Source organism: Paraburkholderia nemoris, assembly GCF_905221015.1.
Lineage (GTDB): Bacteria > Pseudomonadota > Gammaproteobacteria > Burkholderiales > Burkholderiaceae > Paraburkholderia > Paraburkholderia nemoris.
Window position 1 is genome coordinate 1 of sequence record NZ_CAJNBO010000038.1, and the last position, 26817, is coordinate 26817.

A 26817-nucleotide genomic window follows, 5' to 3' on the forward strand; every position below is an offset into this window, starting at 1 on the left:
CTTCCATCGTTACGAACATAGCCGGTCAACCGATCCGAACCGCCGTGTACGGACCCGTACGCACGGTGGTGTGGGAGGGGTCGGGCCGCGAGGCCTGCCCCTATCCCGATCGTTTCATGCGACCGCGACTGGCCGGCTCCGGGTGCGCCTTTTTCTGTCAGGATGAGACTGCCGCTGTGCCCGCCCATGCTGGTGAGACTGTTACGACATGCCCTTCACATGATGATCCGCCCGTACGGCCACCAGCAAAAAAGCCGACCCTTTCGAGGCCGGCTTCAGTGCCGTCTTTCAGGCATGCCGGTTCTTGCTGCTGCGAAGATGCACGGCACTACCGGCCCCGTGCGGTGAGTACTGCTTTTGACGAAGTTGCCGCCCCGTCAGGGTTCGCGGGCACACGATACCGCACGATCCGTTGCCCGCTCCAGCCATGACCGCAAGGCGCAATGCGCGCCGAACGCGTCTTCCCGTCGCCGGCTTCGGCCCGTTCGCAGTATCACCTTCGCCATTCCGAAGGGACTGCTGTTCGCGCCACAGCGCGTGAGCGGTTTGCCGTACATTTTGCCTGCAATCAGTCCGTCAATCATCACGTTGTTTCGCTGCCAGGCCCATTGCCCTCAGCAACGGGCCGATACGTGTGCTTCAGCATCGCGCCGATTTCTTCCACGGAAATGAAAGTCATCGCCTCATGGGCCAGCGCAACCGCGTGCGCCGACCGGTCGCCCCTCGCAAGCAGCGTTCGCAACGTGTCGGTCCGCGTGAAGCCGTTGGCACTTGCGGCAGCCAGCAGTTCATCGAGCATGGCCACAGCCTGCGCACGCTCGTCCGCCGTCATTTCGTTGTCGTGCGTCCTGTCACCGCTCAGCAGCAGTAGCGGCATCGTGGTCGGCGTGCTTCCAATGGTTTCGGGATGGCAGCGCCGGCGCATCAACAGTTTTCGTTTCAGTATCAATGCGCGTCTCATAATTTCCTCCTGTCCCGGGCACTCGGTTTCGGGGCGGCGCTTCGATTGAGGGGCGTATGGTGCGCCCGGCGCACCGATATCGGCGCCCTGCATGGCAGCAAAATCCGCTCGTCGATGGCGAGCTGCGTCGAGACCGGCCGCGTGCCCCGCGTCGACCACGGGAGCCAGGTGTCGCGCTGCACGTGAAACAGGGCAAGCAGCACGCCTGTGGCGACCACCGTTTCGACCAGCACATCCAACTTCTGTTTTTTCTCCAGCCGGCAGCAGTATGCCGACGCGGAACGGTTAAGTACGACGAACATCCTGTGTACGTTCGCCGCCTGGTTGCGTCGGCACTACGCCGCACCGAATCGAGCAAAGTCAGCCAGAGTCAAGGGCAGCCCCCAGCGAAAGCCGGGAAGAAGGTCACCCCCATCCGATCACACGACTTGCCGGAAGAACGGCGTGATGTCGTGGTGAACGCCACGGCGACGCTGTTTGACGGCACGACGTACTTCCGCCTGCGATGGAAGCTGACAGGCGCTATGCGGTCCCCCGCTTGAACGCGACCGACGCGAGCCTTGCGTAGCAGTTCGACCAGTATCGTCGGCGCAACCGTTCGAGAGCAATGGAAGCCCGTCTGCCGATCATCCACCTGACGGCTTTAGCGCGAAGCATTAGCGACGCGCGCATGAAGCGGCGAGTGGACTCAGGTCGGCCAGCTTTCATTGCATGTCCTCCCGCCGGCCAGGTAGCCCGTCGCTGCCCATTCCACCCTGCACGATTTGCAGCTCGCGAGTGCGTAGTGGCAACCCACATTGCGCGTCGGTCAGCGTTTTCCGCACTTTTCGGGCGAGGTCCCAGCGCATGTCCCAGAACACGTCGATGTTCGCCCACACGCGGACATTCAGCACCGCAATGCTGTCGTCGAAGCGGCTGACCATCACCCGCGGCACGGGGTCTTTGAGTGCACGCGGATCACCGGCAGCGAGCGTATGCAGCGCAGCGAGTGCGCGATCCACGTCGTCGCGCATGGAGATTTCCACTTCGAGATCGAGACGGCGCGTCGGATTACTGCTGTAGTTGCGGATCGAATTGCTCCACAGCGCACTGTTCGGCACGTATTCGCAGATGCCATCCGGCTTGGTGAGGCGCGTCGTGAACAGGCTGACTTCCTCGACCGTGCCCGCACCGCCGTCGATATAGTCGCCGACCTTGAACGGCCGCAGCAGCAACAGCATGATACCGGCTGCGATGTTCTGCATCGTGCCTTGCAGCGCGAGACCGATCGCGAGGCCGGCGGCGCCGAACACGGCGACAATGCTCGCGGTCTGGATGCCCACTTGCGACAAGGCTCCTACGATCGCGATGACGCGAATAGCCCACAGGCTTGTGTCGCGCAGGATCGGGCCCAGTGTGGCGTCGACACGCGATTGACGGGTGAGCAAGCGGCTCAGCCAGCGTGAGACGCGGCGTGACACCCACCAGCCTGCTGCCAGTACCAATATCGCAGCAAGCAGGCGCATCGAGAATGACGCCAGCGCATCCCAGAGGAAATTCCACTGAGGTGTCGGGACTTCGGAGAAAAGCTTTTGCATGGTCTGGACAATCATTGAGACACGCGTCGTACACCCCATGGGGTGGCACCAGGCCGGGCGGCCTCCTGATGCTCAGGGTCGCACATACCCGCGCACCAGCTCCGGCAGATTTGCGGCACACACGTGCAGCGCGAACATTTCATGTATCCCGCCGATCATGCCCATGGCAACCCCCGCTCATCAAACCCTTCCCCGGGTCATGTCATTCCTGATCCCGCGCGACGTCGGGATCGTCTTCGGGGACCGGTCCCAGACCGGTGAGCTGGTCGAGGGCCTCGTCAGCTCGCAGCCACCAGACGGCGATTGCAGCGATCACGATGACAATTAGCGCTGCCATGAGCAGCAGCCCAACGACGATCAGAACGAAGGGGTTCACGTCCGGATTTCCAGGGCGCATGCAATGATCATATTGTCAGATCAACACGGCTGATGCTATTGGACCTTGGTCCCATGAAAGCACCGGACGGCGGTGCTAGAGCATCCCGCAAAAGCTCACGATGAAGTCAGTATGACTTACGCTATGGTAGCCGCCGCTTCGCAGCCGGGCATCGCAGCGCGTTCAAACGGTTACTTCGTATTCAGAAATAATTCGTTTCGGATTGCGATCAGGTTCGAAGCGAGTATCCCATGAAGGACTATCTGGCTTCGGGCGAACTGGCTACCCGGCAGCGTCCCCAGCCTTGCGAAGCTGATCGAGAAAAATGTAGCCCGCCCAGGTTAGCCGCTCGATGGAAACATTCACCTCAGACCGGGCGTCCACATGCGCGACAATGAATCCGGCTTCGCGTAACAGCACAATGTGCAGCACGACCACACCCTGGTCATAGCCGTCGAACGTCTTGAACTCCAGCTTCGGCGGAATCTGGATCGAGGTGTTGGCCTCGACGTGCTCGAGGATCTTGCGGATCAGGACAAGGTCACGTTTGCCATTCACGTTAGCGCTTCCTTCAAAAAGGCCCACCCGCAACAGAGGGCGGTCCACGCGGCTCGATACCCAATTCCTCGACCGGTACTTCAGCCGACGCGCCTCAGATCACCTGACAGGTAGGTCCGGGCATCGTGAAGCGGTGAAGGTGCGCCATTGCCGCGACGATCCGCCGCCGGCTCGCGATGCTCCTGTGCGAACCGCCTGATGGCCTCGTCAGCGGGCTGTGGAACCGGCGCCGTCGACACGTTCCTGACCGCCCTCGTCCCGGCGCGCTGGGCGAGGGTGGCGCACTCGCGGTCGATCCATTGACGTGCCCAGTCGAGCGCGTACCGTTCTGCCGCTTCCGTGTCAGCAAAGCGCGGGCCGATCAGTCCGGAACGCTCGACGCGCTGGCCGTCCTTCACGATCTGCACGCACGCGCGATACATCTGCTGCGGTACGGGCTGCGCCGATGCGTGGATCGTGTGGTCCCGGTACGCTTCGATCTGCGCGCTGCTCCATGCAGGATTGGTCCACAACGCACCGCAGCGAGGGTCTGGCTGGCAGGGCGCGGACAGGTTTGCGCGCGCGCAGGCGGGTGAGTTGCGCGGGATCAGATCGTCCTGATCCGTCGTTCCGGACAGTTGCCGGGTCATCGCGGAAATCGCATCGGCCGGCTGGCAGGCGTTGGCATCAACAGCTGAGGTCCGCCAACTTTCGGGACTCGTCCAGACGATGCCATGCGGGCCGTCCGCGTCGTGCACCCGCCCAGACCGTGCGGCGCGTGCCACCGACGCCTGCGGAATGCAGGCGAACGTGCGCCCGAAGCCCGACAGCACGCTGATCATCTGCGCGAGCGTACCGGCACCCAGCCACTCCTCGAAGCGGTGCCGGCACGTCGGACCGGAAGGATAGCGGCCGGGTAACCTGGACCAGGGTTCACCCGTCGTCATGATCCACAACACCGCATTGGCCACTGGCCGGGCCTGGGCACGAGGCCGCCCCCGCCGGTTCAGGGAGCCGGGTTCGTCAGCCAGGAGTGTCGCGAGGCAGGACCATTCGTCATTACTCAGTTCATCGAAGCACATGAGTGTCTCCACGCAGCCAGGCCGGGCCGCGACCAGGGCGAATCACGAACCGGTCATTCGTGTTGCGCCACTTCGGTTGCACAGTTCTGCTGTACGCCCTTGGGGAACATCCGCGAACACTGCACATCGGCAGGGCGGATTTGCCCACGAATTGACGCACGCAACGGGGTCTCACTCGTGCATGGAGATTTTGTGCCGGCAGCCTACCATTGCCAATAGCCTGGCCGAATATCCATTTCCATATACTGGGTTTGGATACAAATATGCGTGGCAAGTCATGACAGATTTATGACTTCAATTTTTATTCCATCTTTACGATTCGTAATGAAAAGCAGTATAGCGTGGCATAACACGGCCGACTGGAGAGACGTTTACATGTCCTTGCATGAATCTCCCCCCAAAAAACGAAAGCATCCTGAAATATTGATCTGTAATTTCGAATCGCTACGTGGCTCGCGCGACGTCGCCCCTGATACCGGGTCGTAAGCAGCAATCGGGGCGCGACGCCCATCCGCCCCGTCATGGTGAAACCCGTCTTCCAGAATTACCTGCGATTTTTTGCCGATTTATTGAGCATTTTCTTTTTGCTTTTTCGTCTACTTTCCTGCATGTGGCAGTGTGCATTGCATTCGCAGAACGCACCGGCTGCCGTGCCCCTCCCCAGCATCGAGGCGAAGTCATGACGACACCCTGCAAGGTCTCCATCTGTTTACCAACCTGTAATCGCCCGGAACTGATCGTCCAGTGTCTCGAATCGTGCCTCGCGCAAACGCACGCGAACATCGAGATTGTGGTTGGCGACGATTCGAAGGATGACCGGACGCAGCGGCTGATGGCCGCGCGATACCCGCATGATCCGCGCATCCGCTACGTCAGAAACGAGCCGCCGCTCGGCCAGGCGCGCAATGTCGCCAGCCTGTTCGCGCGCGCCAGTGGCGACAGGATCCTGCTGATCCACGACGACGATTACCTGGTTGAAGACGGTGTCGAGCGGCTGGTTTCGCTATGGGAGCGTCATCCCGATCTGGACGTCGCGTTTGCCGACCAGTACGAGGTCGATCAGGCGGGTCATGTCGACCGTGCGGTCAGCGACCGGCTCAACGCCGATTTCCATCGCACGAAAAGCGCGGAGGGACTGCAGAACCTCCCCGGCCGGACAGGCCTGATCCAGATGTTCCCGAACAACGGCTGGCTCGCGAAGGCGGAGCTCGTCAAGCGGATCAGCTACAGGGAACAGTTCGGGACGTGCTGCGATTTCGTGTTCGGCACCGAGCTGTGTCTCGCAGCGCAGCAGGTTTACTACCTGAACGAATATGTCTCGTACTACCGCAAGACGGACATCTCGATCTCGACGGACACGCGCGGCTCGACCCGTGCCGCCTCGGTGTCCGCCTATGCATTTGTCACCAGCCTGGCACTGGACCGTCAGCTGGAGCCCGCCCGCACGCTCGCGTTGCGGCGCCTCGTGCCGATCGTCGTCTCGGTCCACTCGAAGAATCACGCGCCGCTGAAGGGATTGCGGATCGCGCTCGGGCACCTGTCAGCGTACAACTACGGATTCAGTGCGCGCCTTTATTACCACCTGATGCTGATTGCCCGATCGCTGTTCGGTCTCATGGTGCGCTGAGCTGCGGCTGCAAAAACGCAACCCCCGATCCGCCAGCGAAGAAGCGTGATCGGAAATGTTGCTGCCGGCAAAGCTGTAGCGAGACGCCGGCGGCAGGTTGTCCTCTCCAGATGTGTTCAATAACCTGACGTTCACGAGGTGTCTCATGACCAGTGCACCCTTCCACTCCAGACTTGCAGGACTCGTCGCCGCAGTGACTTTCGTCATTTCAGCCGGTCCAGGCGCCCGGGCGCAAACCCCGGCGGAGACCGCGCCAGTGGAGGATGCGCCGTTGCTGGCTCCAGTGGCTGTGAGCGCCGCGACACGCGCGATGACGCCCGGCGCAGCTCTCGCCCCGTCCTTCACTGCGACTGACTGGCCCACGTTCGGCATGAATGCCCAACGGACCGGGAACAATCCCGTCGAGACCGTCCTGGCGACATCCAATGTGGCGAGTTTGCGGACCCACTGGACGACGGATCTCGGTGGGCCCATGCTGACCCAGCCGACACTGGCGGCAGGCGTCAGCATCAACGGGGTGCTGACCGATGTTGTCTATGCAGCGACGCTGCAGGGGGACATGTTCGCGCTGAACGCATCCACCGGGGCTACCATCTGGAAGCAGCACGTCGTGCCCGTGCATACCACCTGCAGCGACTTCGCCGCATCAGGCGGCAACATCGGTTTCATCGGAACGCCGACCATCGACCGCAGCCGGAACCAGATGTACATCGTGAGCGGGGACGGTTTTCTGCACGCGTACAATCTGGCCACCGGCGCGGACCTGCCCGCGCTGCACGTGATGATCCCCGATCCAGCGAATGTGGCTCCGAAGACCTACGTCTACGGCAGCCCGACCCTCAGCGTGAGTACGCAGTTCGGCACCTCGCTGTACCTCACGACGGCCAGCACCTGTGATACCACGCCGTACCACGGACAGGTCGTGCGCGTATCGATCCCCGACGGCGCGATCCTGCAGCGCTGGTACCCGGATGGGGCCAGCGGGCCCAACGGCGGCGGCATCTGGGGACCGGGCGGCGTCTCGGTCGTGCGCGGTGGATCAGCGGTCTATGCGCTCACGGGAAACGCATTCGCCAATCCGCAGAACGCGGCGTTTGCCGAACACGTCGTCGCACTCACCAGCAGCCTGGCCGTGACCGCATCCAACTCGCCGATGGCCCCCACAACACAGGACGCGGACTTCGGTGCGACCGCGCCGCTGTTCCAGCCCCGAGGCTGCCCGCCCATGCTCGCAGCGTTCCAGAAGACCGGCAACCTGTTTATCTATGACCAGGCCACCATCCAGTCAGGCCCGACGCAGACGCTGAATATCAGTCAGCCCAGGGATTCCGGGACCAACATCGGCCTGCCTGCGTATGATCCGGTGCTGAAACAGCTGTACATGGCGGCGCCGTCCCATTCGCCCACCGGTTTCGACAACCACGGGCTCCTCGCGCTCGGCATCAGCAGCACCTGTTCCGTCAGTCTGGCCTGGCAGCAGCCGGTCGGCAAGGATTCGATTTCTGACAACCCGGCCATTTCCCCGGTCGTTGCAAACGGCGTGGTGTACTACGCCGACGGAATCGCCGACCAGGTGTTCGCTGTGGACGCAAAAAGCGGCCAGATACTCTGGAGCACGGATAGCCTTCCGGTCGCCGAGCGCCCCGCAGGGCCCATCCTCACGTCGCCGACGGTCGTGAACGGGCAGCTTTTTGTGGCAGGCATGGACCACAAGCTTCGCGCCTTTGGCCTGTAGCCCATCCGGTCGAGCAGAACCATGAGGAGACGACCGATGTATTGCGCGACACTTACCCGACGGAACCCGTTTCACGATTCGATTCGTGAAACAGTCAGGGCAGAGCCGCGCGCTTTGTCCGAGGCTGACATCGACGCCCTGGCCCGGGTAATGGATACGTTCGGGGTCGCCGTCCTGCGTAATGTCGTTCCGGCGGCGGTGCTCGCCCAGATGCGGGATTTCATCGAGAACGAAATGCGGCAGAACGGCCAGGGTTCTGGCCTTGCAGGCAGTGACTGGGTCAGCGCAAGCCCACTGGCGGCGCTGGGCTGCTCGCCCGCATTTCACGATATCCTCCTCGCTTTATGGGAAAGGGCGATGCAGCGTCTGGCACCTGACGTTGAAGTCGCCGCGTCTCTCAGGGTGCTGGGCGGAACGGTCAGACTCCGGCATCCATGGCGTTTCCACTACGATTCATGTGTCGTCACGGCCCTCATACCGCTGCCGGGTCGAGATCGTCCTGACGAGCCATACGGAGTCGTGCTGGACCCCGGCTGGCGTCCTGTGCGCCGCCGGTCAAGTGCCACTACTCCTGAGAATGCGGTGGTCAATCATCCTCTGGTTCGCCCGATCTGGCGGACGCCGACTGTTCGGGACCGGCTGTCCCCGCACGTAATTCCAGTTCACCCGGGGAACATCTACTTCTTCCGGGGCATGCAGTCGTTACACGGCCACCCGCCGCGCCTGCCTGAGCGCGTGCGCAGCATCGCGCTGTTCCACTTCGGAGACCCGCATGCAGCCAGTTTCCTGAAACGGCTCAGCGCGCGATACCTTCAGCCCAACCTCAGGCGCAAAAACAGCGCTCCATGAATTCGGGTCCCATCGCACTCAGGAGCGCAAAGCGAACGGAATCAACATTATCAGGAATGCTTCTATAACTAATCAGGATTACATGACAAATGAAATTTACATCAACGTGGTGCTGGCCGAGGTAAGGGGCAGCCTGCATGGTCCTTGCGTCTGGCGTCCGGTAACGCCTCACGTCACTATCCCGCCGCAACCACCGGGAGTGGCATCGACGCCCGTTGTGGTGGATCGAAACCCGATATGATCGACCGGATCTGACCGGTGGCCCTTCAGAATTCTGGCCTTCGCCGACAGGAGCGTGTCACTCATGATCAGGAAACGAATCTCTGTCGCATTTCTCGCCGCTGTACTGATCGCGACGATTGCGCCGGCATGTCGGGCCCAATACACCACCGACTGGCTGGCGAACACATACGGGACCCTTGCCGCTCACGTGGGTAACGCCGCCCGTTCCATGTGGGTCGCGCCCGAAGGCGTCATCTATACGGCGTCGATGTGGGACGAAAACGAGGGCGGAGTCGCCATGTACCGGAATGGCCAGAGCGCAGGTTCCATAGGACTTCACAACGAGTTTCAGGGCGGCGCCATTACGGGTAATGCCACGTCGATCTTCGCGGCGTTGCAATTCAGCACCAGCTACGGCAGTGGTGCGGTGGGACGATACGACAGGACCAGTCAAAAACGCGACATTCTCATCTCCGTCAGCGCAACCACGACCGAGCGGCGGGCTGATGTCATCACAGGACTCGCGACGTCGGGCTCACTCCTTTACGCGAGCGACTTTCCCGGCAACCGGGTCCGGGTCTTCACCACCGCCGGTGTCTGGCAGCGGGATATCAACGTCCCGGGTCCGGGCGCGCTCGCCGTGGACGGCGCAGGAAATATCTGGGTGGCGCAGAAGAGCGCGGGCACGATCGTCGGATTCAGTCCGGCCGGCACGCCGCTGAACACCATCCAGATGTCCGCAGCCTCCCGACCATCCGCGCTGTATTTCGATGCGGCGATCGGGCAGCTCATGGTCGGCGACGAAGGGCCCGACATGAATATCAAGCTCTACAACATCTCGGGCATTCCACTGCTGGTCGGCACGTTTGGCATTCAGGGCGGATATCTCGACACCACGGCCGGAATCAAAGGCCAGGTGGGTGCGAAGCGGTTCACCCGCATCGCCGGCATCGGCAAGGACTCCGCCGGCAACCTGTATGTGCTCAACAATCCGTGGGGCGGAGGCTGGGATCTCGGTCGCAACGGCGGCACCGACCTTCACGCGTACGACACTGCCGGCAACCTGCAATGGACGCTTCAGTCCCTCAACTTCGAGGGGGTCGCCGCGCCAGACCCGGCTACGGATGGCACCTGGTTCTATGGCGGCACCAACATCTACACCGGTACCGCAGGAGGCACCTTCGTCGCGAACACCGCCGATCCGTTCGACTACCCATCCGATCCACGACTCGACATCAACGATATCCAGCGCGACGAGCACTTCGGCCAACTCGCCACCGTCGGCGCCAACCGGATCCTTGTGGCGTCCGGCCAGAACCCGCCAATCTTCTACTTCTTCCATTTCAATGCCGCGCATGGCTACATCGCCATTCCGGACGCGTCGATTCCGGGCCCCGCGTTCAATACAAACCGGCAGGTCACGGGCGGATTCTGCCTCGACGGCAGGGGCGATGTCTGGGCCGATCTGGACAGGACCAACCACATCTACCACTATCCGTTGACCAGCTTTGATGCGAACGGCAAGCCGACATGGGGAGCAGCAATTGCAACGCCCACTCCGGGGACAATCCGGCCATTGGCGCGGATCATCTACCTGGCGGATAGCGACACCATGATCCTCGCACAGGGCATCGCCGGGAGCTGGGACTGGACGGCGATGAAAACAAGGATCGAGGTGTATCACGGCTGGCTCGCAGGCAACACCACCCGGCCTGATCCGGTCATCAGCCTTAGCAGCGCCAACGCCAAGTCGATCGCGGCAGCCGGCAACTATCTCTTTGTCGGCTACGTCCACACCGTGCCCAACATCGACGCCTTCAATCTCAGCACCGGCCGCATGGACACCACGTTGACCAGCAGCAGTCCGGATAAGGTAGACGTCGGCAATGACGTGGATTCGATGTACGGCATCAGGGCGTACCTTCGATCGACCGGCGAGTACGTGGTCACGAAGGATAACTACAACGGCTCGAGCATCGTTGTTTATCGCTGGACGCCCTGATCACCCGTGCCCGTCGCGCCCGCTCAGCGACCGGACTTCCTGCCTGACGCTCTCCACGTACCGTGAGTCCAGGCTTTCAACTGTCGGGGGGAGCCCACGCGCTCCCGAGTCAGCGAGTAGCTTAAGGTGATGGCCTATGTGCCCAGTCATGATGGATGTTGCTTTCCCTGACGCGCGGTCGATCGTCGCGATTCTGGCCGTGGCGATGATCGTTACGTTCCCTGTCCGGAGGTGGCAGGCCTGCGACGGCGAATGCACGGATCGCGTATGAAAGAAATCATTCTGACTGTCGGCCGCGTGCTGCTGTTCGCCGCGATCATGATCCTGATCACCGGGGTCGGGGCCGTGATGATCCCGTGGTTAACGCGAGTCCTGTATTCCATTTTCCAGACCGGATGATGATTCCACGGCGAGCCGGGCGCTGATTCCGCGCAGGGAATCGCCTTTTCGCGCGTGCTCCTGCGTGCCGCGATGCGCGGTTCACCGGATCAGTGACTCGTTTTCGGGGGTGATAACAGGACCGTCGGCTGAATTTCCAGCCCGCCGGATCCCGGTGAGCACTTATCGTGGCCTTCGATATGCGTGGCGACTGCGGCCTCGTTCTTCCGCGCTGCACGGTGCCGCGCCGCCGCGCTCTTCATGCCAGGCACAGGGCGTGCGCAGCTCCCGCCGGTTCCATCCTCGCATTCTCGATTCGCGAAGCGACCCGGTTCAATGTCAGGATCCTGATCGCTGGCGACCAGCAGCGGCTTGCAGTGCGTAACCGTTACGCACTGCAAGCCGCTCGCCACCTGCGATGACCCGGTTCCATCAGTCGAAGTTCGAGCGTGTCGATGGCGCGCCGGACGATCTGCATAACGAGCCTTGCTGTCCCTGCAAAACAGCCGTTGGCGAGACGTGAGTGCAGGTTGATAGAACTAGGGTGCGCGAGCCGTTTCTGCGTGCCTGCATCAACTGGAAATTCACCTTCCTGCTCGCAAGGGACGTCCGGTTTCGGACCGCGCCCGCGTTTGCGCCGTCGTCCAGAACCCAGCCTGGTTTACGGTCATGCTGAAATACTCGCCGCAGGTCGGGCTCGGGTTGCGCTCGCCTGCCAGTTTTCGCTTCACGCTGTACACCTTCACGCTGTGTGCGCCTCGGCGGCTTCAACGACTTCCGTCGCAGGAGCGTCAGTTGCGGTATCGGCAACGGGACCGGTCACCGGGTCGCCGACGATCCCGGTCTCGCGCAAGGACACGTCGATGCGCGCGAGCGCATGGTCGAACGCGCCGCCCTGATGCCGGGTGCCCATCAGCGCGGTAGCGAGGATCGCCGTGTGTTCGGCCACCGTTTGCCGGTTCACGCCGCAGCGCTGCGCGAGGTCCGTCTGGGTCTCGGCGGTACGGGTGAGCAGGTTGTCCACGATCGCCGTGCGCAGCCGGATATCGGGCCGGTGGCCGCTCAGCAGCGGCGCGGTGTGCGCCACCACTGCCTCCAGCGCGCGTGCCCATTCGGGGTTCGGATAATGGCCGCTGCAGCAGGGGCGGCGGCACGGGCACGAGATGTTGCGCGGCGCGAAGGCGACCGTGAGCAGCGCCTGCTGCTCAGGTGGCAGCTGTTCGAGCCGGCGCCGGATGAAGCCGACCTGCGCGCTCGCTTCACCGGACGAAGTGCCCCCAGCGGGCGGCGCATGGGCGAGCGCTGCCTTCAGCGCATCGTCGGGGCACCGGTAGCGGGTTTTCATGGCAGTGGGGTGTGTTGCGCGGGAAAAAGCCACGCAGATACGACAAAATCCGCCGGAGGTTGACTCGGGCGGATTTCGGAGATACGGATTCGATGGCCATGTTAGACGCGTTTTGCCGGCTGTCAAGCGGCAGGACTGCGTCATCGCGAAAAATTCCGGATTCCCGGGCGTTGCAGCGCCAGGGCGATCCGCCCGGGTGCGGTCTTGGACGACCGCCCACGCGACCATCACCGTCCCGCAAAACAGCCGCTCGCGCGGCCCGGACGTAGGTTGATACCCGCCAGGGGCCGCGAGCGGCTTCTATGCGTCGGCGGAGGACCGCAAAACGCCTTTCTGGCCGGGAGGCTCCCCCCGATTTGCGACCGTCGGCACCTGTTCGCTGATCCGCAACCATGCCGGGATCGTGGCGCTCATGCAGCCCGACGAGTCCCGCATTCGAGCGCCAACACAGAATTTTACAATTTCGGACCGATCTGATTTTCTGGCAGGGGGGGCGCAGTTCAGAATCGCGTCCTGGACCAACTGCCCGGACATCACTCATGCGTATCGCCATCCTTCAGCGCGACCCCGTTCAGGGCAGGCTGCTCGAAAAAATCCTCGTGCAGGCGGGGCACGGCTGTGTCGTCTACGACGACGGCCTGAGCCTGTCGAAAGCGCTCGCCGGTTCGACAGTCGATCTGCTCGTGCTCGACTGGCGCGGGATGCGGCTCCCGTGTGCCGACATGCTCAAGGCAGTCCGCGCGGCGGGCGGTGACCGGACGCCGGTGATCTTCGCGTCGGCGGACGTTTCCGAAGTGAGCGTCGTGCGCGCGTTCGCCTGGGGCGCCGACGACTACATCGCGTTGCCCGTGGGTCACGCCGAATTCCAGGCGCGGGTCGCAGCACTCCTGCGCCGCGCGTATCCTGCGGACTACGGCGATGAAAGTTTCAACGCCGGACCGTATCACTTCGACCGGCGTCGTCAGATTGTCACGCTGCGCGGCACGCCGGTGCACCTGTCGGTTACGCAGTTTCGCCTGGCGTCACTGTTCTTCTCGAATACCGGTCGCGTGCTGTCGCGCGATCATATCTTCGCGATGGTGTGGGGCCGCGAGTGCCGCGAAGTGACGCGCACGATCGACAGCCATGTGTCGAGTCTGCGGCGACTGCTTGAGATCGGCCGGCACAACGGCTTCCGTCTGCAGGCCGTTTACAGGAGCGGCTATCGCCTGTTGCAGTTGCACATAGACGATGTCATCTGCGCGCCCAGGGCTGCAGCAGCGTGAGAGGCCGGTAGCGAACCGTTCAGGCCGTGTCTTCGGCCGCTGCATTTTTTTCGTGGGCCGTCGCGGTTGTGACGCCAACTGTGGCTGTATCGGCTTCCGGCGATAAGTCTTCGCAGCACCTGCTGCGATCACCGTCCCGCAAAACAGCTGCTCGCGTGGCACGGACGAGCGTCAGGCCTGTTGAGCGGTAGTCCGCAATCAGATCCTGTCCTTCCGTTGGTGCCGTTAGCGCCGGCGTGTCTTCCTCGCGCGCGGTGGCGCGCAACAGATCTTTGTCCGGCACCGCAGCGACCGCTTCCCACAACGCCTTGCGCCGATCGCCGGCAAGCTCCTTGAGCGCATTGGCGGCCGCGAGCACCTGAAGGTCATGACGGTCAAGTTGCGCGCGGTTCGCAAGATCCGCGACATCGCGGAACGGCCTGACAGTGCGTGCGGCTTCGATGCGGCGCGCCGTTTCTTCCCGCATGCCACGGATGACAGACAGGCCGAGACGGACGGGCGCCATGCTGCCATCGCCTTCCATCGTGGAGTCCCAGCCGCTGATCGTCACGTCAACGACAAGCACGCCGACGCCGTGACGCTTTGCGTCCTGCACCAGTTGCGACGGCGAATAGAAGCCCATAGGCTGGCTGTTGAGCATCGCGCACAGGAACGCAGCAGGCTCGTGGCGCTTAAGCCAACAGCTTGCGTAGACGAGTAGCGCAAAGCTCGCCGCATGACTTTCAGGAAAGCCGTACTCGCCGAAGCCCTGAATCTGCGCAAAGATCGACTCCGCGAAGTCGCGGTCGTAGCCGCGCTGGAGCATGCCTTCAACGATGCGGTCGTGATAATGCTGCAGGCCGCCCTTGCGCTTCCATGCCGCCATTGCGCGGCGCAACTGGTCGGCCTCGCCGGCGCTGAAGCCCGCCGCGAGCATGGCGACCTACATGACCTGCTCCTGAAAGATCAGCACGCTGAGCGTGCGCTGGAGCGCCTGTTCGACGTCCGGACCGGGGTAGCTGACCGGCTCGAGACCCTGTCGCCGGCGCAGGTACGGATGCACCATGCCACCCTGAACCGGGCCCGGTCGCACAATCGCGACTTCGATCACGAGATCGTAGAACTCTCGCGGCCGCAAACGGGGGAGCATGCTCATCTGCGCTCGTGACTCGATCTGGAACACGCCAACCGTGTCTGCCGCGCAGATCATGTCATACGTGGCTCCATCTTCGGGCGGGATATCTTGCATCTCGAACGGCTCGCCGCGCTGCCGCGACACGAGATCGAGCGTGCGCTGGATGGCCGACAGCATGCCGAGTGCGAGCACATCGACTTTCAGCAGGCCGAGCGCTTCAAGATCGTCCTTGTCCCACTGGATGACGCTGCGATCAGCCATCGACGCGTTCTCGATCGGCACCAGCCGGGACAGCTTGCCGCGCGCGATTACAAAGCCCCCGGTGTGCTGCGACAGGTGGCGAGGAAAGCCAAGCAGCTGCGCGGCGAGCGTCGCCCACTGCTGGATCATCGGCGTCTTGGGATCAAGGCCGCTATCGACGAAGCGACAGATCAGATCTGCGCTCGAGTCGAACCAGTGATGCTCCTTTGCAACCCGATCAACGATGACGGGATCAACCCCGTATCAGAGAATGGACGATCGAATGAACGGCTTGATGTTACAGAAACAGTTGTTGATTTCCTCGCTTATCGCGCATGCGGATCACCATCATGGCGATACGGAAATCGTGTCAGGCCGGGTAGAGGGTGACATCCATCGCTACACCTTCCGCGATTGTCACCGCCGTGCCCGTCAGATGGCCAATGCGCTCGTCAGCCTGGGCGTCAGGGCGTCCGATCGCATCGGCACGCTGGCGTGGAACGGCTATCGCCACATGGAGCTGTACTACGGCATTTCCGGCATGGGCGCGGTGATGCATACGATTAATCCGCGCCTGCACGTGGATCAGATCGCCTACATTGTCGACCATGCGCAGGACCAGCACCTGTTCTTCGACCTGACCTTCCTGCCGTTGGTGAAGGCCATTGCCAGCCGCTGCAGGTCGATTAAAGTGTTTATCGCCATGAGCGACCGCACGCACATGCCACCCGATTCAGGCATTGCCAACCTGCTGTGCTACGAAGACCTGATCGAAGGGCATTCCCCCGACTACGTGTGGCCGAATTTCGACGAGGATACCGCCTGCACGCTGTGCTACACGTCGGGCACGACCGGCAACCCGAAGGGCGTGCTGTACTCCCATCGCTCGTCGCTGCTGCATACCTTTGCGGCCGCGCTTCCAGACGCGCTGAACTGCTCGGCACGCGATGTGATCCTGCCGGTGGTGCCGATGTTCCATGTCAACGCGTGGGGTCTGCCGTACGTTGCGTGCATGGTCGGGGCCAAGCTGGTTTTCCCCGGTCCCGCGCTGGACGGCAAATCGCTGTACGAGCTCTTCGAAGCCGAACAGGTCACCTTCTCGGCCGGTGTGCCGACCGTATGGCAGGGCCTGCTGACCTGGCTCGAACAAGGCAGCCTGAAATTCTCGAGCATGAAGCGCACCGTCATTGGCGGTGCGGCCTGTTCGCCCGCGATGCTGCGCAAGTTCCAGGACGGGTACGGCGTTGAAGTATTGCACGCATGGGGCATGACCGAACTGAGTCCGCTTGGGACCGTCGGCGCGATGAAAGCCAGACACCTGGCCATGCGTCCGGAGGACCGTTGCGCCGTGCAAGCCAGGCAGGGCCGCGCGGTGTTTGGCGTCGATATGAAGATCGTCGGCGCGGACGGTCAGGAACTGGCCTGGGACGGTGTGACCTCAGGGGAACTGCTCGTACGCGGACCATGGGTTGTGCGCAACTACTTCCGGAACGAAGGGGGAAACCCCTTGCAGATCGATGCCGATGCACATGGCTGGTTTCCGACCGGCGATGTCGCGACCATCGACGCCGACGGCTTCATGCAGATCACCGATCGCAGCAAGGACGTGATCAAGTCCGGTGGTGAGTGGATCAGCTCGATCGAAATCGAGCACATCGCAAGCTCGCACCCCGCGATAGCGACCGCGGCGTGCATTGCGGCAAAGCATCCGAAGTGGGATGAGCGCCCGCTGCTGCTCGCCGTGAAGCAGCCCGATGCACAGGTGTCCGTTGAGGAATTGCTGGCCTTCTTCGAAGGAAAAATTGCGACGTGGTGGACCCCCGACGCCGTCGTGTTCGTCGAAGCAATGCCTCTCGGCGCCACCGGCAAGGTGCTGAAGAACCAGCTGCGCGAAGCGTTTCAGGACTACCTGCTGGCGTGATAAGCCAGCTCGCGATCTTTTGGGTTGTATAGCGACGTATGTCGTTACGGGTTGTTTAAAGCACAAAAACTGGAGACGCAATGAAATTGAAATGCATCGCGGCGGCCGCATTGGTTGCTACAGGAGGCGCGGCATACGCGCAATCGTCAGTCACGCTGTATGGCACCATCGATTCTGGATTGCTGTATCAGAGCACGTCGGCGGCTTCGTTCTCGCCGAAGGCGCCGAATACCGGGAAGGTGTACGCGTTCAAGGACGGCGGCATCTATGCGAGCACCTGGGGTCTCAAGGGCGTCGAAGACATCGGGGGCGGCTACAAGATCAACTTCAAGCTGCAGGGGGTGTTCAACAGCGGTACCGGGAAACTGGGACTGGCCGACGCACCGGGCGCTTCCGCGGTCTTCAATCAGCAAACGACAGTTGGCGTGTCGGGTCCGTTCGGCACCTTCGACGCGGGCCGGCAGATCGTGCCGATGATCTATGCGATGTATGACACCGACGTACGTGGCGCCCAATATTTTGGCAGCATCCTGACCGCGTGGCTTGGCATGAACCAGGCGGCGGGCTGGCCGGGCACCAGCACGAACGGCCCGATCGGCGCGCTGTATGACGACAACGCGCTGGTCTACCAGTCGCCGAAGTTCTATGGTGCAGCCTTACAGCGCTTCGGAAGCTGCTTCCTGACATCGCCGCTGGCCAGCCGGTCGACCTGTCGATGCGGCGTCCCAACCCTATCGCTGCCCGCGAGCGTCTGCGAGCCAGCGGGAATGATGCTGCGGCAACGCCGAAAGCGACGCTGGGGTTCCTTTCAGAAAAGCGCGTCATGGCAAAGGGCAAAACTGGATCAACGTGTCGGGCCTTCGTCGTCGGTCGCCGTCACTCGGCGGCCGTGCCGGGCGTACGCGTTGATTGAATGACGATCAGCATATCGCCCTTATCGATCGTGCAGGGCGCGTCCTCATAGAACGACATCATGGTCCCGTCGCGCACCAGTCCGACCACAAGCGCGCCTGCGACCGCGTTTGTCGCGCAGCCGATCTCGTGCGTCGCAGCTGGTCGCTCGACCAGGGTCACGCGACCGCGCGCCGACAGCAGGTCGTTGATGAACGGGACGAGGTAGCGGCTCTGTACCGCGTCGGCGAGCAGCAGCCCGCCGATCTTCGTTGACGATACGATGACGTCCGCCCCCGCCTGCCGCAACTGCCGCTGAAAGGTGTGCTCCTGAATCCGCACGACGACCTTCGTCGTCGGCGCGACGTTGCGAACGCTGAGGGTCAGGAGGATCGCGGTCGGATCGTCCGATACCGCGATGATCACCGCTTTCGCCGCGCGCACCTGAGCTTGTTGCAGCATGTCTTCGCGCGATGGATCGCCGAGTAGACCGGCGACCCCGAGCGCGGTCGCCGCTTCAAGGGCCGCCTGGTGCTGATCGATTACGACGATCGATTCGGGATTGACGCCGCTTTCCAGCAACTCGCGCACAGCGACTGAGCCACTCAGCCCATAGCCGCACACGACCACGTGATCGTGCAACTGTTTTTGCAGACGACTCATGTGGAACTCCTCGATCGCGCGTTGAATGACGAACTGATAGGCGGTGCCCAGAAAGACGAACCAGATGATGATGCGAATCGGTCCGATGAAGAACGCAACGATCAGCCGTGCGCGGGCTGTGATCGGCACAATGTCGCCGTAGCCGATGGTCATGACCGTGACCATCGTGAAGTACGCCACGTCGATGACCCCGAGTGCTTGTTTCGTCGCGTCTTGCAGACCATTGCGGTCGAAGTACAGCACGAGAAATGCGAGCGCGCACAGCCCAGCCACGAAGTAAAGACGCTGCAGCAGCACGCGATGCGGCGGATTGGTCGGCCGCGTGAACAATATCCTGGCGCGCGGCGGCTGCCATGGCGGACGGGTGCGCCGCGGCAGGCGAAAACGACGAGCCAGATTGCGGCGCCCGGTTGGCACGCGCACCTCCTCAATGAATTGCGCACGCATGGGATCCATGCGGTGGGCAGTAATGGCATTTCTACCGCGATATCGGGTGCGTTCAGGGGGCCTTCGGGATTCGGCAATTGAACCACGACAGCCGCATCGCACGATCAATATAGTCGATGGATGAAGCTTCGGTGGAATAGTGCGGTTGGACATCTGACAGCATGATGTGCACCATGGCTTACGCGACAAGGTCGAACCCACGCGTCACCGCCACTCGATGATTGCGGTCTCCTCGGCGCTGACGTTGCTGACTAATGCAGTCATTGCGTGGGATACGCAGCACATACAACGCGCACTCGACAGGATCGAGAAGCCCGGCTACCAGCCTGTGTTAACTGAACACCTGCGCAGCATCGCCCCGATATCGCTGGAAGATATCAATCTGCGCGGCACCTTCGACTTTCCGATCGCCGACTATGTGCATCGGCTTATGCCGAGTCTCGTGGTGGGTGTGGCGTCACCTTCGCAGCGCACGGGCTGAAACTTCGTCGACGACCCAGCCGGGCCGTCCTGCCGACCTGATTGTCGAGGCTCTCAGGAAACAGCTGCGACAGACTGTCGAAGTCGTCGTTATCCTTGAGGGTTGCGCCTTGCGTGCGTTCGCCATGATGGTTTCCGGAGATTAGTCGACGCAATGAGCACGCGGTGCGGACCACTATCGGCGAAAGCCGCCGCCACCGCCACCACGGCGCTCGCCTTGGGCATAGCGTTGGTTCTGGGCGGCACCTCGCTGCCGATTCTGCATTTGCTGGTTCAGTTCACCGGAGGGCGCCTGTCCGCTGGCCCGGTTAAAGCCACCCGCAGGACTTTGGGGAGAGCCGCCGCCCGGCCCGTTCGCAGCCGATGGAGTTTGACGCTGCTGTTGAGCGCTCTGCGCTCTTTGCTGAGCGGCCGCTGAATTGGCAGGCTGGGTTCCGGTAGGACGCTGCTGCTGGGCGATCTGTGCTCTTTGCTGGGCAGTAGCGGAATTCGCGGTCTGGGCCGCGGTGGGACGCTGCTGCTGGGCGCTCTGTGCCCTTTGCTGGGCAGCGGCGGAATTCGCGGTCTGGGCACTGGTGGGGCGCTGCTGCTGGGCGCTCTGTGCCCTTTGCTGGGCAGTGGCGGAATTAGCAGTCTGGGCACTGGTGGGGCGCTGCTGCTGGGCGCTCTGTGTCCTTTGCTGGGCAGTGGCGGAATTGGCGGTCTGGGCCGCGGTGGGACGCTGCTGCTGGGCGATCTGTGCCCTTTGCTGGGCAGTGGCGGAATTAGCAGCCTGGGCACTGGTGGGGCGCTGCTGTTGAGCGCTCTGTGCTAGCGGTTGCGTGCCCTGTGGCGTGGGCTTGTTGACCGAAGACCAGGAGCCATTTTCGTATTTCTGCCAGCTACCATTGGTGTTTTTGTAGACATTCCCGTCACGGCCCGCATACAGGTCGCCACTCGCGGTTTTGCCTGCCACCGCACGGCCATTGGCGGTCGTGCCAGCAATGGCCTTGCCACCTGCGGAATTCTGATAGGTACCAACCGAGCCCCTGGCCGTTGTCGAATGCTGCGTCGCCGCCCACTGGTTGCCCTTCACGACGACGGAACTTCCCCATTGGCCATACGCATTCGAGCCCTGACGCGTAGCCGCATAGGTGCCGGTGTAGGGATTGTAGGCCTGCGCAATACTTCCGCTGCCGTACCTCCCTGAAGCCGTCGCGCCACGTGCGTAGGTACCTGTAGAGGGATTGTACGAGGTCCCCCATTGCGCGCTGCCGTTCGGGCCGTAAGCGACGCCTCTCACGCCGCTGGCTCCCGTATAAGGGTTGTAGGTGCGATAACCGTAGGGTGCGGGACGCGGATAGTAAACCGGGTAACGCCCTGGACCCACGCCCACGTAGGGCGGATAGTAGTACCCATTGCCCTGCGCGATGATTGCGCCGACTGCCGCGCCTGCGATGAACACACCGAGATACCCGGCTGTGTAGCTCGCCTGGACGGTGCCGGCCGGCGTCACCTGTTGCGTGACGTAGGTCACGTTATAGACCGGCGAACTCGGCGGGATCGTATAGATGACCTGGGGCACGGACGTACTGGTTTGCCATGGCCCCGTTGGCGACGGAGAATCGAACCACACGCCCTGAGAGCAGGCGTAGTAGCGATTTTCCACCTTGATCACCTTGTCAGGCGTGTTCGCAGCGTATGAGAGCGGCGTACCCTGGATTGGCTGAAACTTGGGTTCGCCGCTGTACGAAACCTTGACGGCGGCCGCGGCCGCAGTGGGATTGACCTCGACGGTCGTCGGGACCTGCGCGAGCAGCACCGCATCTTCCGCTTCCGGCGTCCCAGGCACGGAGCTCAGGACTCTCGCAGCCACGCTATCGCGCGGAATCTTCGCGAAATCCGCCGGCAGATCATTGGTCGCGAACGTCCACGGCCCGCTTGGTCCGGGTGCGGAAAACCACCGGCCGCCGGTCAGATAGTAGTAAGCCCTGGTCGGTGAATAGACGAATACATCGCTATCGGTATTCTTTGCGAAGACCAGCTGGGTGCCAGGAATCGTTGCATAGACCGGTTGCCCGTCGAAGACGATCAGCTCAGCGGGGGTATTGCTGAAGAACACGCCCGGAGCCTTGCCCTTGTTCCCTTTGGACGGGGGGATAAAGGGCTTCAGGTCTGCCCAGGTGGGATCGGCAGGAACCTTCGACATCTTCGCAGGGAGCGTTTTCGTTTCTGCCCATCCGCTTTTCAGGTCGGTCGACGCCATCCACGACTGCCCGGTGAACAGGTAGTACTGGTGGCCGGCGCTATCGAAGAAGAGGGGCCAGCTCGCGTTGACGACAAACGCGAGGTCCGAGTTCTGAACCGGCGCGAGGACCGGTTCACCGTCGACAAATAGCAGGATCGCCGGTCCGAAACTGGCAAAGATGGCGGGCGGGTCATTCTTGACCGCCGCAACCGGGGGAGGGTTCTTTTTCTCCACGCTTGCGACGAGGCGGTCGACCGATATGGTCAGCGAAGCCTCAGGATTGAGGAATTTGCGTACGAGCTGATCCAGCCTTTTGGCCGTTTCCGGGTCTGTGTCAGGAAAGGTCGTACCGGTAATTTGCGGATTGCTCAGGAGCACGTTACGGCTATCGACATCAACATCCGTGTGCATCTGCACCGTGATAATGCCTACCTGCGGCTTGCCACCACGTGGCGTTACGCTAATGGCCATTCGACCGGTCACTTCCCTGAAGTCTTTCCAGTCGTCGATCTGTGGCTGGTAATAGACGAGTGTTGCGTCGTCTCTCGTTAGCTCACGCGGCCAACCCGGGTCTTGTGTCGCGGCGCGGATTGGCTGGATGGCCGACAACGCCAGTACCAGCGTCAACACGCGGATGGGCAGTCTGGAAGTCACGATGCTTTGCTCCTGTCCGCCTCACGGCACTTCCGCAGCGCGACCCGTGCCAGGGACGGAAGGCGAATGAGCAGACACGGGGTACCGATGTTGGCGGCCGGGTCGCTGTTGTCGTCAGTGGTGCAGCTAAAATGATAGGTTCACTACGGCGCGCATGCAATTGGACCTTGGTCCAATGCAACGGCTATCCAGTACAGAGTCATCGAGTTGAAAGGTAAAAAGAATACGAGTGCACGTCATTTACTATTTTCTCACTGCGTACTAGGATTACTTTGCAATTCAGTCTTATCCGGTCCTGGAAGTTTTTATCGGGATTTCTATCTGGCCGGCGGTGTCCACGTCCAGCCCTGCCATCTGCCACGCCAGCAAATCTCCGGACGGGCGGCGCATAACAAAGATGACGACTCGAAAGCTTGCCCATGACGCGGGCTTGGAGCACGCTCTGACGAGCGAACCACGATGCCGAGTTTCCGGCCCGCTTCGCAACATCTGGCGGCGGTAACATGCGGCGGGGTCAAGGGGCCTTGCCCTTGTCGAAATCCAGAGCGAATTTTTTGTCAGCCCATCTTTCGGTGCCGACATTTGAGAGGCAGTTCGGCCATGAGCATCTTCGTGCCAACTATTGTTGTTCTGGAAACGGCAATCATTTTGTGGTTAGGGATGGCGCTGGTGCGACGCCGACGGGCGGGGGCATTGATCGCTAGTCACAATCCGTCACGTCTGTCAGCGCGTTACGCTGCGCGCGCCATGCTCGGCCTGCGTGTAGTGCGGGCACGCTTATCGAGGATGGCCAGGAGAGCCAGTCCTTTCGACGCGTTGGCGAGAGCAGGCTCGTCAGGAGAGACATGCGAGACACGCGCGGAGAACCTTCGCGTCGCGGAAGCTTCCCGTGTGCCGGAAGCGGGTCAACGTGGGGCGCGCGCCGGGCATCCATTTGCGGAGCGACTCCTCAGGACGGCTTCCGCAAGATTCGTTCACCGGGGGCCCTCTGATAGTGGCGGACGAGCGGTGGGCCTGGCGGGTTCACACGCCGGCGCGGTCGAGCGAGGGAGCGGTGAGCGTTACTTTCGCGAGGCACTGGCGCTATTGCCGTTTGCGATTCTGATGCTCGGCGAGCATGGCCTCATGGTGATGGTCAACCCGCAAACTGCGAAGCTGTTTGGATACGAATCCGACGAAATCATGGGGAGATCTGTAGAACTGCTGGTGCCTGAGTTGCACTTCGACAGCAGTGCCGGCTTCTGGGCAGGCCCGTCCGCGTTACGGCAATCCCGCGGCATGGAGCCTTTGCACGAACTGTCTGCGCGGCGCAAGGACGGCACGGAGTTTCCCGTGGAAATCGGGCTTAGTGCATTTCGCTTCGATGACGACAACGTAACGCTCGCATTCATGATCGACCGGACGGATCGATATGAATTACACCGCAACCGCCAGGAGCTTGCGCATCTGACGCGGGTGTCCACCATGGGCCAGTTGGCCTCATCGCTAGCCCACGAATTGAACCAGCCGCTTACCGCCATCCTGAGTAACGTGCAGGCCGCGCAGCGGTTTATCGCTATTGATCCGATCGATCTGGGTGAGGTTCGGGAGATCCTGAATGACATCGTTCAGGATGACTACCGCGCAAGCGAAGTGATTCGGCGCATTCGCGCAGTCGTCAAGAAGGGCGATCTGGAGGTCGCGCCACTCCACCTCGCGGGCGTGATCCGTGACGTGATCCTTCTGGTGCACAGCGACGCGATTGTGCGCGGAATGCGCGTAACACTCGATATCGACGGTGATCTGCCTCCGGTGCGTGGCGACAGGGTGCAGCTGCAGCAGGTCATCCTCAATCTCCTGCTCAACGCATTCGATGCGATGAGCAATGTATCGCCGCTTGATCGTGTGGTCTCGGTGACGCTCCGGTCCGAGAGCAATGGCATGGCCTGTATCGCCGTTCGCGATCGGGGCCATGGACTGACTTCCGACAAGCTCGACAAGATTTTCAAGCCATTCTTTACATCAAAACCTCAAGGGCTCGGTCTGGGACTGTCGATTAGCCGCTCCATCATCGACATGCACCGTGGGCGACTCTGGGCCGAAAACAACATCGATCGAGGCGAGACGTTCTATGTCACTCTGCCCGCGGAGGATACGACTGCGACGGGGCAGGACGAGTCGCGATACTGGCCATGACAGACTCTGATTCGCTCGTCTTCGTCGTCGACGACGACGATTCTGTGCGTCGTGCGCTGGCGCGTCTGATCCAGTCCGCCGGCTATCGGGTCGAGACATTCGATTCGGCGCGCGCATTTCTCGACAGGATGCGCGCCGATACCTGTCCTGCGTGCCTGGTATTAGATATTCAATTGCCGGATCTCAGCGGTCTGGAACTGCAGCGCGAGCTTAATGAGGCGCTGCCGATCATTTTCATCACCGGGTACGGGGACATCCCCATGACCGTAGGCGCCATGAAGGCGGGGGCAACCGATTTCCTGCCAAAACCGGTGCGTGATACCGATCTGCTGCATGCGATCGGACAGGCGTTCGAGCGCCTGGAGAAAACGTACGCCGTTCACCGCGAACTGGATGCAATCCGTGTGCGTCTCGGACGGCTGACACCTCGCGAGCGGGAAGTGATGGCGCTCGTCGTGACCGGACGTCTGAACAAGCAGGTCGCCGGCGATCTGGGTACCGTCGAAAAAACGATCAAGGCCCATCGCGCGCGCGTGATGTCGAAGATGGAAGTCACGTCGCTGGCCGAGCTTGTCCGCGTCGCAGACAAGGTCGGTCTCGGTGGTGCTGCCGAAACCCACGCATCGCACTAGGCAGCAGCAATCTGGCGCGAACGGCAATCAGTGCTGGCGCGCTTTTCGCTCTCGGGTGTCCACCCGGGACTAAGGTCCAATATCGGCAAACCTGTCTGACTCGTACGCTGTCGTATGGGGGAATGCACTTGCGCGTGCATTCCCGGATACCGGGCTACTCACAATGGGAAAACTCAAACCATTTGTTGTCGTCGTGGATGACGATGAATCGGTGAGCCGCGCGATCAGGAGACTGTTGCGCTCAATCGGGATTGCATCCGAAACGTTCGCAAGCGGCGACGCGTTCCTCGAGGTCCTGTCGTCCATGCCGTCCTATCACCCCGACTGCGTGATTCTCGATGTGCAGATGCCCGGGTTGAACGGGCTGGAAGTCCAGCAGCGTCTGGCCGGGAGTGGCATGCCTGTCATTTTCATCACCGCCCACGACGACATTGGCGTGCGCGAGCAGGCACTCGCGGCCGGCGCGGTCGCCTATTTGCGTAAACCCTTCAACGACGAACTTTTTGTCAGGACGGTACGCGCTGCCCTTGAAGGCAATCAGCCGCCATAGCGCAAGCCCGTGCGCTTGCGTATTGAGGCGATATGGGACCAAAGGCCAATTGTTTTAACGGGACGCAAACACCACTATTCACTTGGCCTGCGAAGAAATCGAGGCGGAAACGCGTTTCATACCGTGGTGTCAATTTATGAATGGAGCACGCATCATGATCAAGTACTTTCGGCTGATTCTCGCGGTTCCCCTCTTTCTGTTTGCCGTGGCGTGTTCGACGAACCCGACTGTTGCCAATGGTGGGGACCCCGAGTTAGACGCGCAAGCACGTCAGGCCCTGCAGCAACTATTCGACAGCACGCCGAAGGCGAAGGATCTCCAATACCAGGCGAAAGCCGTCGTCGTGTTCCCGAGCATCGTCAAGGCTGGGTTGATAGTCGGTGCGCAAGGTGGAAAGGGCGTGGCGTTTAGTCCGGATGGCAGGATCATTGGGTACTACAGGGCGCGCGGGGTTTCATATGGGATGCAGGCAGGCGCACAAACCTTTTCGGAGGCGATGTTTTTCATGACCGACGCGGCACTCACTGACCTCACGAGTGGCACCGGAATGTCCGTTGGTGTGGGACCGAGCGTCGTGGTGGTGGATGCAGGGATGGCGAAGTCGATGACAACTACGACATTGAAGTCAGATGTCTATGCGTTCATTTTTGGCCAGCAGGGTTTGATGGCTGGTCTGGGCGTTCAGGGGCAGAGAATTGTCAAGTTTGACCAGTGAAGTGCGCAATATCCCCGTGCGGTCATGGCCACCGATGCTCTTACGCGAAGCGCTTCGGTAATGCACGCCGCGCCGGGCGCGCGATCGGGAAACCTGCTTGGGAGAACCGGGAAATCGTTTGCGTGTCGCGCAGACATTGACCGCCGGTAGCC

General features: G+C 61.8%; 20 protein-coding genes and 3 pseudogenes. 14 read left to right on the forward strand and 9 right to left on the reverse strand.

The annotated features are described in order from the left end of the window. Positions 1 to 583: 583 nt before the first annotated feature. On the reverse strand, positions 584 to 1054 hold the full coding sequence (locus KHO33_RS36660) for a hypothetical protein (protein ID WP_211629273.1): 471 nt from the start codon (positions 1052 to 1054) through the stop codon (positions 584 to 586). An 89-nt stretch (positions 1055 to 1143) separates the two neighbouring features. Here KHO33_RS36660 and KHO33_RS36665 point away from each other — a divergent pair, with 89 nt between their 5' ends. Then, complete coding sequence (locus KHO33_RS36665; protein WP_211629275.1) at positions 1144 to 1503, forward strand: hypothetical protein; 360 nt, start codon at positions 1144 to 1146, stop codon at positions 1501 to 1503. Positions 1504 to 1665: 162 nt separating this feature from the next. Here the strand turns inward: KHO33_RS36665 and KHO33_RS36670 are convergent, their stop codons facing one another. From KHO33_RS36670 to KHO33_RS36685, 4 genes are all read right to left on the reverse strand, one after another. Continuing rightward, positions 1666 to 2538 carry a mechanosensitive ion channel family protein gene (locus KHO33_RS36670; protein WP_200567655.1) on the reverse strand — a complete coding sequence of 291 codons (873 nt, stop codon included), beginning with the start codon at positions 2536 to 2538 and terminating at the stop codon, positions 1666 to 1668. A 202-nt stretch (positions 2539 to 2740) separates the two neighbouring features. Further along, on the reverse strand, positions 2741 to 2914 hold the full coding sequence (locus KHO33_RS36675) for a hypothetical protein (protein ID WP_200567656.1): 174 nt from the start codon (positions 2912 to 2914) through the stop codon (positions 2741 to 2743). Positions 2915 to 3196: 282 nt separating this feature from the next. Beyond that, positions 3197 to 3472 (reverse strand): DUF2513 domain-containing protein, encoded by a 276-nt coding sequence (locus tag KHO33_RS36680; protein ID WP_200567657.1) that lies wholly within the window; start codon positions 3470 to 3472, stop codon positions 3197 to 3199. Between the two features lie 80 nt (positions 3473 to 3552). After that, a complete protein-coding gene (locus KHO33_RS36685; RefSeq protein WP_200567658.1) occupies positions 3553 to 4533 on the reverse strand; it encodes a transposase in 981 nt (326 codons plus the stop codon). A 679-nt stretch (positions 4534 to 5212) separates the two neighbouring features. Between KHO33_RS36685 and KHO33_RS36690 the strand changes: the two genes are divergently transcribed. From KHO33_RS36690 to KHO33_RS42715, 5 genes are all read left to right on the forward strand, one after another. Next, on the forward strand, positions 5213 to 6160 hold the full coding sequence (locus KHO33_RS36690; protein WP_200567659.1) for a glycosyltransferase family 2 protein: 948 nt from the start codon (positions 5213 to 5215) through the stop codon (positions 6158 to 6160). Between the two features lie 145 nt (positions 6161 to 6305). Further along, the gene (locus KHO33_RS36695) at positions 6306 to 7895 is read left to right on the forward strand and encodes an outer membrane protein assembly factor BamB family protein (RefSeq protein ID WP_200567660.1); all 1590 of its coding nucleotides are present in this window, start codon (positions 6306 to 6308) and stop codon (positions 7893 to 7895) included. 36 nt (positions 7896 to 7931) lie between these two features. Next, positions 7932 to 8744, forward strand: a complete 813-nt coding sequence (locus KHO33_RS36700) for a hypothetical protein (protein ID WP_200567661.1) — start codon at positions 7932 to 7934, stop codon at positions 8742 to 8744. Between the two features lie 304 nt (positions 8745 to 9048). After that, on the forward strand, positions 9049 to 10968 hold the full coding sequence (locus KHO33_RS36705) for an SMP-30/gluconolactonase/LRE family protein (RefSeq protein ID WP_200567662.1): 1920 nt from the start codon (positions 9049 to 9051) through the stop codon (positions 10966 to 10968). Positions 10969 to 11235: 267 nt separating this feature from the next. Then, a complete protein-coding gene (locus tag KHO33_RS42715; RefSeq protein WP_267915786.1) occupies positions 11236 to 11367 on the forward strand; it encodes a hypothetical protein in 132 nt (43 codons plus the stop codon). Between the two features lie 721 nt (positions 11368 to 12088). On the opposite strand, the gene KHO33_RS36710 is transcribed toward KHO33_RS42715, so the two are convergent. After that, the gene (locus KHO33_RS36710; RefSeq protein WP_200567663.1) at positions 12089 to 12691 is read right to left on the reverse strand and encodes a hypothetical protein; all 603 of its coding nucleotides are present in this window, start codon (positions 12689 to 12691) and stop codon (positions 12089 to 12091) included. A gap of 539 nt (positions 12692 to 13230) precedes the next feature. Here KHO33_RS36710 and KHO33_RS36715 point away from each other — a divergent pair. Then, positions 13231 to 13956: a response regulator transcription factor gene (locus tag KHO33_RS36715; protein ID WP_200567664.1), complete on the forward strand. Its 726-nt coding sequence runs from the start codon at positions 13231 to 13233 to the stop codon at positions 13954 to 13956. 160 nt (positions 13957 to 14116) lie between these two features. On the opposite strand, the pseudogene KHO33_RS36720 reads toward KHO33_RS36715, so the two are convergent. Further along, positions 14117 to 15571 (reverse strand): annotated as a pseudogene (locus KHO33_RS36720) (helix-hairpin-helix domain-containing protein); the annotation flags it as partial. A 22-nt stretch (positions 15572 to 15593) separates the two neighbouring features. On the opposite strand from KHO33_RS36720, the gene KHO33_RS36725 reads away from it, so the two are divergent. Together KHO33_RS36725 and KHO33_RS36730 are read left to right on the forward strand one after the other, a co-directional pair. Further along, entirely contained in the window at positions 15594 to 17231 is a 1638-nt protein-coding gene (locus tag KHO33_RS36725) for a 3-(methylthio)propionyl-CoA ligase (RefSeq protein WP_200567665.1), read from the forward strand. Positions 17232 to 17311: 80 nt separating this feature from the next. Continuing rightward, positions 17312 to 17890, forward strand: a pseudogene (locus tag KHO33_RS36730) (porin); the annotation flags it as partial. A 217-nt stretch (positions 17891 to 18107) separates the two neighbouring features. On the opposite strand, the gene KHO33_RS36735 reads toward KHO33_RS36730, so the two are convergent. Then, on the reverse strand, positions 18108 to 19232 hold the full coding sequence (locus KHO33_RS36735; protein ID WP_200567666.1) for a potassium channel family protein: 1125 nt from the start codon (positions 19230 to 19232) through the stop codon (positions 18108 to 18110). A 157-nt stretch (positions 19233 to 19389) separates the two neighbouring features. Here KHO33_RS36735 and KHO33_RS36740 point away from each other — a divergent pair. Next, a pseudogene (locus KHO33_RS36740) lies at positions 19390 to 19713 on the forward strand (Tn3 family transposase); the annotation flags it as partial. Between the two features lie 174 nt (positions 19714 to 19887). Here KHO33_RS36740 and KHO33_RS36745 read toward each other — a convergent pair. Further along, positions 19888 to 22593, reverse strand: a complete 2706-nt coding sequence (locus KHO33_RS36745) for a hypothetical protein (protein ID WP_200567667.1) — start codon at positions 22591 to 22593, stop codon at positions 19888 to 19890. 600 nt (positions 22594 to 23193) lie between these two features. On the opposite strand from KHO33_RS36745, the gene KHO33_RS36750 reads away from it, so the two are divergent. The 4 genes from KHO33_RS36750 (at position 23194) to KHO33_RS36765 (ending at position 26665) form a co-directional block, all read left to right on the forward strand. Further along, positions 23194 to 24768, forward strand: coding sequence for a sensor histidine kinase (locus KHO33_RS36750; RefSeq protein WP_234480841.1), 1575 nt, complete (start codon positions 23194 to 23196; stop codon positions 24766 to 24768). Beyond that, entirely contained in the window at positions 24765 to 25400 is a 636-nt protein-coding gene (locus KHO33_RS36755) for a response regulator transcription factor (RefSeq protein WP_200567668.1), read from the forward strand. Before KHO33_RS36750 ends, KHO33_RS36755 begins: the two co-directional genes overlap by 4 nt. Before the next feature lie 163 nt (positions 25401 to 25563). Further along, complete coding sequence (locus KHO33_RS36760; RefSeq protein WP_200567669.1) at positions 25564 to 25950, forward strand: response regulator transcription factor; 387 nt, start codon at positions 25564 to 25566, stop codon at positions 25948 to 25950. Between the two features lie 154 nt (positions 25951 to 26104). Then, positions 26105 to 26665: a lipid-binding SYLF domain-containing protein gene (locus KHO33_RS36765; protein ID WP_200567670.1), complete on the forward strand. Its 561-nt coding sequence runs from the start codon at positions 26105 to 26107 to the stop codon at positions 26663 to 26665. The last annotated feature ends 152 nt before the right edge of the window (positions 26666 to 26817 follow it).

What these genes read in the sequence shown, in the direction of transcription:
- KHO33_RS36660 (WP_211629273.1), bottom strand. Translation starts at nt 1,054, where the DNA reads ATGCAGGGCGCCGATATCGGTGCGCCGGGCGCACCATACGCCCCTCAA.
- KHO33_RS36670 (WP_200567655.1), bottom strand. Translation starts at nt 2,538, where the DNA reads ATGCAAAAGCTTTTCTCCGAAGTCCCGACACCTCAGTGGAATTTCCTC.
- KHO33_RS36685 (WP_200567658.1), bottom strand. Translation starts at nt 4,533, where the DNA reads ATGTGCTTCGATGAACTGAGTAATGACGAATGGTCCTGCCTCGCGACA.
- KHO33_RS36690 (WP_200567659.1), top strand. Translation starts at nt 5,213, where the DNA reads ATGACGACACCCTGCAAGGTCTCCATCTGTTTACCAACCTGTAATCGC.
- KHO33_RS36695 (WP_200567660.1), top strand. Translation starts at nt 6,306, where the DNA reads ATGACCAGTGCACCCTTCCACTCCAGACTTGCAGGACTCGTCGCCGCA.
- KHO33_RS36700 (WP_200567661.1), top strand. Translation starts at nt 7,932, where the DNA reads ATGTATTGCGCGACACTTACCCGACGGAACCCGTTTCACGATTCGATT.
- KHO33_RS36705 (WP_200567662.1), top strand. Translation starts at nt 9,049, where the DNA reads ATGATCAGGAAACGAATCTCTGTCGCATTTCTCGCCGCTGTACTGATC.
- KHO33_RS42715 (WP_267915786.1), top strand. Translation starts at nt 11,236, where the DNA reads ATGAAAGAAATCATTCTGACTGTCGGCCGCGTGCTGCTGTTCGCCGCG.
- KHO33_RS36710 (WP_200567663.1), bottom strand. Translation starts at nt 12,691, where the DNA reads ATGAAAACCCGCTACCGGTGCCCCGACGATGCGCTGAAGGCAGCGCTC.
- KHO33_RS36715 (WP_200567664.1), top strand. Translation starts at nt 13,231, where the DNA reads ATGCGTATCGCCATCCTTCAGCGCGACCCCGTTCAGGGCAGGCTGCTC.
- KHO33_RS36725 (WP_200567665.1), top strand. Translation starts at nt 15,594, where the DNA reads ATGAACGGCTTGATGTTACAGAAACAGTTGTTGATTTCCTCGCTTATC.
- KHO33_RS36735 (WP_200567666.1), bottom strand. Translation starts at nt 19,232, where the DNA reads ATGCGTGCGCAATTCATTGAGGAGGTGCGCGTGCCAACCGGGCGCCGC.
- KHO33_RS36750 (WP_234480841.1), top strand. Translation starts at nt 23,194, where the DNA reads ATGAGCATCTTCGTGCCAACTATTGTTGTTCTGGAAACGGCAATCATT.
- KHO33_RS36755 (WP_200567668.1), top strand. Translation starts at nt 24,765, where the DNA reads ATGACAGACTCTGATTCGCTCGTCTTCGTCGTCGACGACGACGATTCT.
- KHO33_RS36760 (WP_200567669.1), top strand. Translation starts at nt 25,564, where the DNA reads ATGGGAAAACTCAAACCATTTGTTGTCGTCGTGGATGACGATGAATCG.
- KHO33_RS36765 (WP_200567670.1), top strand. Translation starts at nt 26,105, where the DNA reads ATGATCAAGTACTTTCGGCTGATTCTCGCGGTTCCCCTCTTTCTGTTT.